Origin of the sequence: Mycobacterium sp. E3298 (assembly GCF_001666895.1) — a bacterium.
Taxonomy (GTDB): Bacteria; Actinomycetota; Actinomycetes; order Mycobacteriales; family Mycobacteriaceae; genus Mycobacterium.
In genome coordinates, this window is the sequence record NZ_LZJB01000306.1 from 1 (window position 1) to 3581 (window position 3581).

The window sequence follows — 3581 nt, forward strand, 5'->3', positions numbered from 1 at the left end:
CGGTTGACGGTGTGCAGGTAGGGGATGGCGAGGAACGGGGTGATGTAGAAGATGTCGTAGAGCCACCAGCCGACGACCGGCAGCACGACGCCGGCGAAGCGCACGTCGGCGAACATCGTCATGTTGAAGACGTAGGTAATCCAGATCACCACGCCCATCCAGCAGGTGACGACCATCCACTGATGCCCCCAGCGCTTCATCTGCAGGAAGCCGATGGCGGCGGCGATGCGCATCGTGAACACCGTCAGGATCAGGCCGACTTCCAACGCCTTTTCGCCAGGTCCGGCCGCGCCGCCGACCCACAGCTCGTTGTAGTGCCAGAAATAGCCTGCATCGAACATGTTGCCCCAGCCGTTGAGGAGCACGCGGGCCAGCAGCGTGTGGTTTGCCACCAGGTCAAGCGCCCATCCGACGGTGTTGATGGCCGCGTCGATGATGACCAGATAGCCGAGCAGCGTGACCAGCATCGGCCGCACCGAGAGGCCGTCTCGCTGGGCCCGCCGGAGCAACCGGACGCCCCAGAGAAACAGCGGTAGGCCGAAGACACCCAGGGCCGCGGTGCCGATCAGCAGGCTGCCGGAGATGAGCCATCTATCGGCCTGACGCTGCGCCAGGTGCGATCGCTCCACGTGCTCGTCGATGGTCAGACCGGAAGCGGGGCGGGCGGCGACGGTGTCGGCATTGGGCTGGCCCAGCTTCGGCGGATTCACGAACCCTCCCCGGTCGTCAACGCTGATTGGATAGCCTGCGCACTATAACAGGCTGACTACAGTCAGCGTAAGAGCTGGCGTAATAGCGACCGGTGTCCCACAAGAAACTGGGCGTTACGCCGCTGCGCGGCGTGACATGGCCTTGAGGCCCACGCTCTTCAGCGCTGCACGCTCCGCAACGTCCGCGCGACGTAATCCTCCAGCAGCGCGCGGCCCGTCGGCCAGTGGTTGGTGGTGATCAACAACGAGTACAGGCCGAGCAAGAAGAACACCGCGCTGTTCATCGGGCTGACCTCGGGATCGATCTCGCCGCACTCTTGAGCCTGCGCGATCTCCCGGGCGACCAATACGATCAGGGGGTGATCCCGGCCGTCCTCGGTGGGCGGACGAGTTTGTGAGAAGTGCAGGGCGAGAAAGTCGTTGAAGAGCCGATCGCCCAGCCGTCGTTCCAATCCCACCACCAGGCGGACCGCCTCGTTCAGCGCGGAAGCGAGATCGTGCTCGGCCTTCAAGAATTGCGCGAACTGCTTGGCGATACGGTCCTCTTCGCGGCGCTCCAGTTCCAGCAGAACATGCTCCTTGGTGGGGAAGTGGAAGAAGAAGGTCCCGTGGGCGACGCCGGCGGCGGCCACGATGGCGCCGACGTCGGCCTCGGCCATCCCGGCCCGGGCGAACTCCGCGATCGCGGCGCCCATCAATCGCTCCCTTGTCTGCAGGCGCTTCGCTTCTCGCGCCGACAGCCGGTCCGTCACAGCCATTTCATCCCTCGCAAATTGACCTGACTCGAGTCTGATTTTCCGGGCTAACCCGACAAGTATGACGTGCTCCGCTCAGAAAGGCTTGCAATATCTGGTCATTGTTGGACGGTACACGCTGTTTCCAGCCTGAATGCCAGAGATTCATTGACTAAAGTCAGTAAAATTCATAGATTGAACGGCGCATCCGTCGCACGCGGCCGAAGGAGTCCAGCATGGCATTGGAGCAGTTCCGGTTGGACGGACAGGTCGCGATCGTCACCGGCGCCGGGAAGGGCGTCGGGGCAGGCATCGCCCGGGTGTTGGCGGAGGCCGGGGTGACTGTGGTCGGGACCGCCCGAACCGAGGCGGATATCGTTGGCACGATTGAGGGTATCGAGGCGGCGGGCGGTAAGGGGTTGGCGCTTGTCGCGGACGCGACGAGTCGCCCGGACGGTGAACGCGTCGTGCAGACGGTCATGGAGCGTTTCGATCGCATCGACATTCTGGTCAACAACGTCGGCGGGTCGACCTACGCGCGGTTTCTGGATATCACCGACGAGGATTTTCGGCATACGTTCGACTGGTGTGTGACCTCCGCCTTCATCATGAGCCAGCTCGTGGCACCGCACATGCTCAGTGCCGGACACGGTTCCATCATCAACATCTCGTCGGGATCGGCGCGGTTCGGCATTCGGGCGCTGACCGCGTATTGCGTCGCGAAGGGCGGACTCGAAGCGCTGACCCGTGCCATGGCACAGGAACTCGCCCCGAAGATCCGCGTCAACGCGATCGCCCTGGGCTCGTTCGCCACCGACGGCCTGAAGGGCAGCCTGGATCTGATGCCCGGATCGCTGGAGAAGATGCAGGAGGCCACCCCGCTGCACCGGCTTGGCGACGTCGAGGACCTCGGGCGGCTCGCGGTGTATCTCTGCACGCGCGATTGTTACGCCACCAACGCGATCTTCCACGTCGACGGCGGCATCGACTCGAACAATTCACCGTTGCCGATACCCGATTACTGACCTGCCCGGCGCCTGAACGCGTGATGATGGGCTCGGCAGCTTCCTGAAAGGATGTGGGGTAACGGTGCGCAGAGTCATACAGTTTTCCACCGGAAACGTGGGTCGGCACTCATTGCGGGCGATCATCGGTCGACCGGATCTCGAGCTGGTCGGAGTGCACGCAGCGAGCGCGGAGAAGGTCGGCCAGGATGCGGCGCGGCTGTGCGGGCTGGACCAGCCGACGGGCGTCGTTGCCGCCGACGATGTCGACGCCCTGGTCGACCTCGGCGCCGACTGTGTGGTCTACACGTCTCAGGGTGAGACCCGGCCGATGGAAGCCATCGAGCAGATGGCCAGGTTCCTGGCGGCCGGGACCAACGTCGTTGGCACGTCGATGGTCTGGCTGGTGACTCCTCGCCACGCCGACGATTGGCTTCGCGCGCCGTTGGAACGTGCCTGTGCGGCCGGCAATTCGTCGCTGTACATCAACGGCATCGATCCCGGCTTCTCCGGCGATACGCTGGTGCACTCGGCGGTGAGCCTGACCACCCGCGTCTCGTCGATCACCGTGCAGGAGATCTTCGACTATGGAAACTATGACGACGCGGAGTTCACCGGTGCCGCAATGGGCTTCGGTTCGGCACCGGACGACGACTCGCCGATGATGTTCCTGCCCGGGGTGATCGTGTCGATGTGGGGAGGCCAGGTCCGCAGCCTGGCGGACAACCTCGACATCGAACTCGACGACGTGCGCCAGCGCGTCGAACCCTGGTACACGCCAGGACGAATCGAATGCACAATGATGACGGTGGAGCCGGGCCGAATGGCCGCCGTGCGCTTCGCCACCGAGGGCGTGCGCGCGGGGAGGCCGGTGATCACCCTCGAGCACGTCACCCGGCTCACCCGAGCCGCGGCGCCCGACTGGGAGTTTCCCCCCGATGGGCATACCGGTGTGCACCGCGTCGTCGTCGAGGGTGAGCCGCGGGTGGAGATCAACACCCACGTTTCGCATCCCGTCTTGGATTCCACTGATGCCGGCTGCATTTCGACGGCGGCCCGCGTCGTCAATGCGATTGACTGGGTATGCCGCGCGCCGCAGGGGCTCATCGGCGTGGAGGACATCCCGCTGTCCG

4 protein-coding genes are annotated in these 3581 nt (G+C 64.5%); 2 read left to right on the forward strand and 2 right to left on the reverse strand.

Translation table 11 applies throughout. The features are described from left to right. Both A9X05_RS14460 and A9X05_RS14465 read right to left on the reverse strand, forming a co-directional pair. Positions 1 to 695: hypothetical protein (locus A9X05_RS14460; RefSeq protein ID WP_197499062.1), on the reverse strand; the 695-nt coding region annotated here is incomplete at its 3' end. A gap of 173 nt (positions 696 to 868) precedes the next feature. Further along, a complete protein-coding gene (locus A9X05_RS14465) occupies positions 869 to 1468 on the reverse strand; it encodes a TetR/AcrR family transcriptional regulator (RefSeq protein WP_067782213.1) in 600 nt (199 codons plus the stop codon). A 212-nt stretch (positions 1469 to 1680) separates the two neighbouring features. On the opposite strand from A9X05_RS14465, the gene A9X05_RS14470 reads away from it, so the two are divergent. After that, the gene (locus A9X05_RS14470) at positions 1681 to 2469 is read left to right on the forward strand and encodes an SDR family NAD(P)-dependent oxidoreductase (protein WP_067782214.1); all 789 of its coding nucleotides are present in this window, start codon (positions 1681 to 1683) and stop codon (positions 2467 to 2469) included. Positions 2470 to 2533: 64 nt separating this feature from the next. Further along, positions 2534 to 3581, forward strand: a 1048-nt coding sequence (locus A9X05_RS14475) for a dihydrodipicolinate reductase (RefSeq protein WP_067782216.1), incomplete at its 3' end; no start/stop codon positions are given.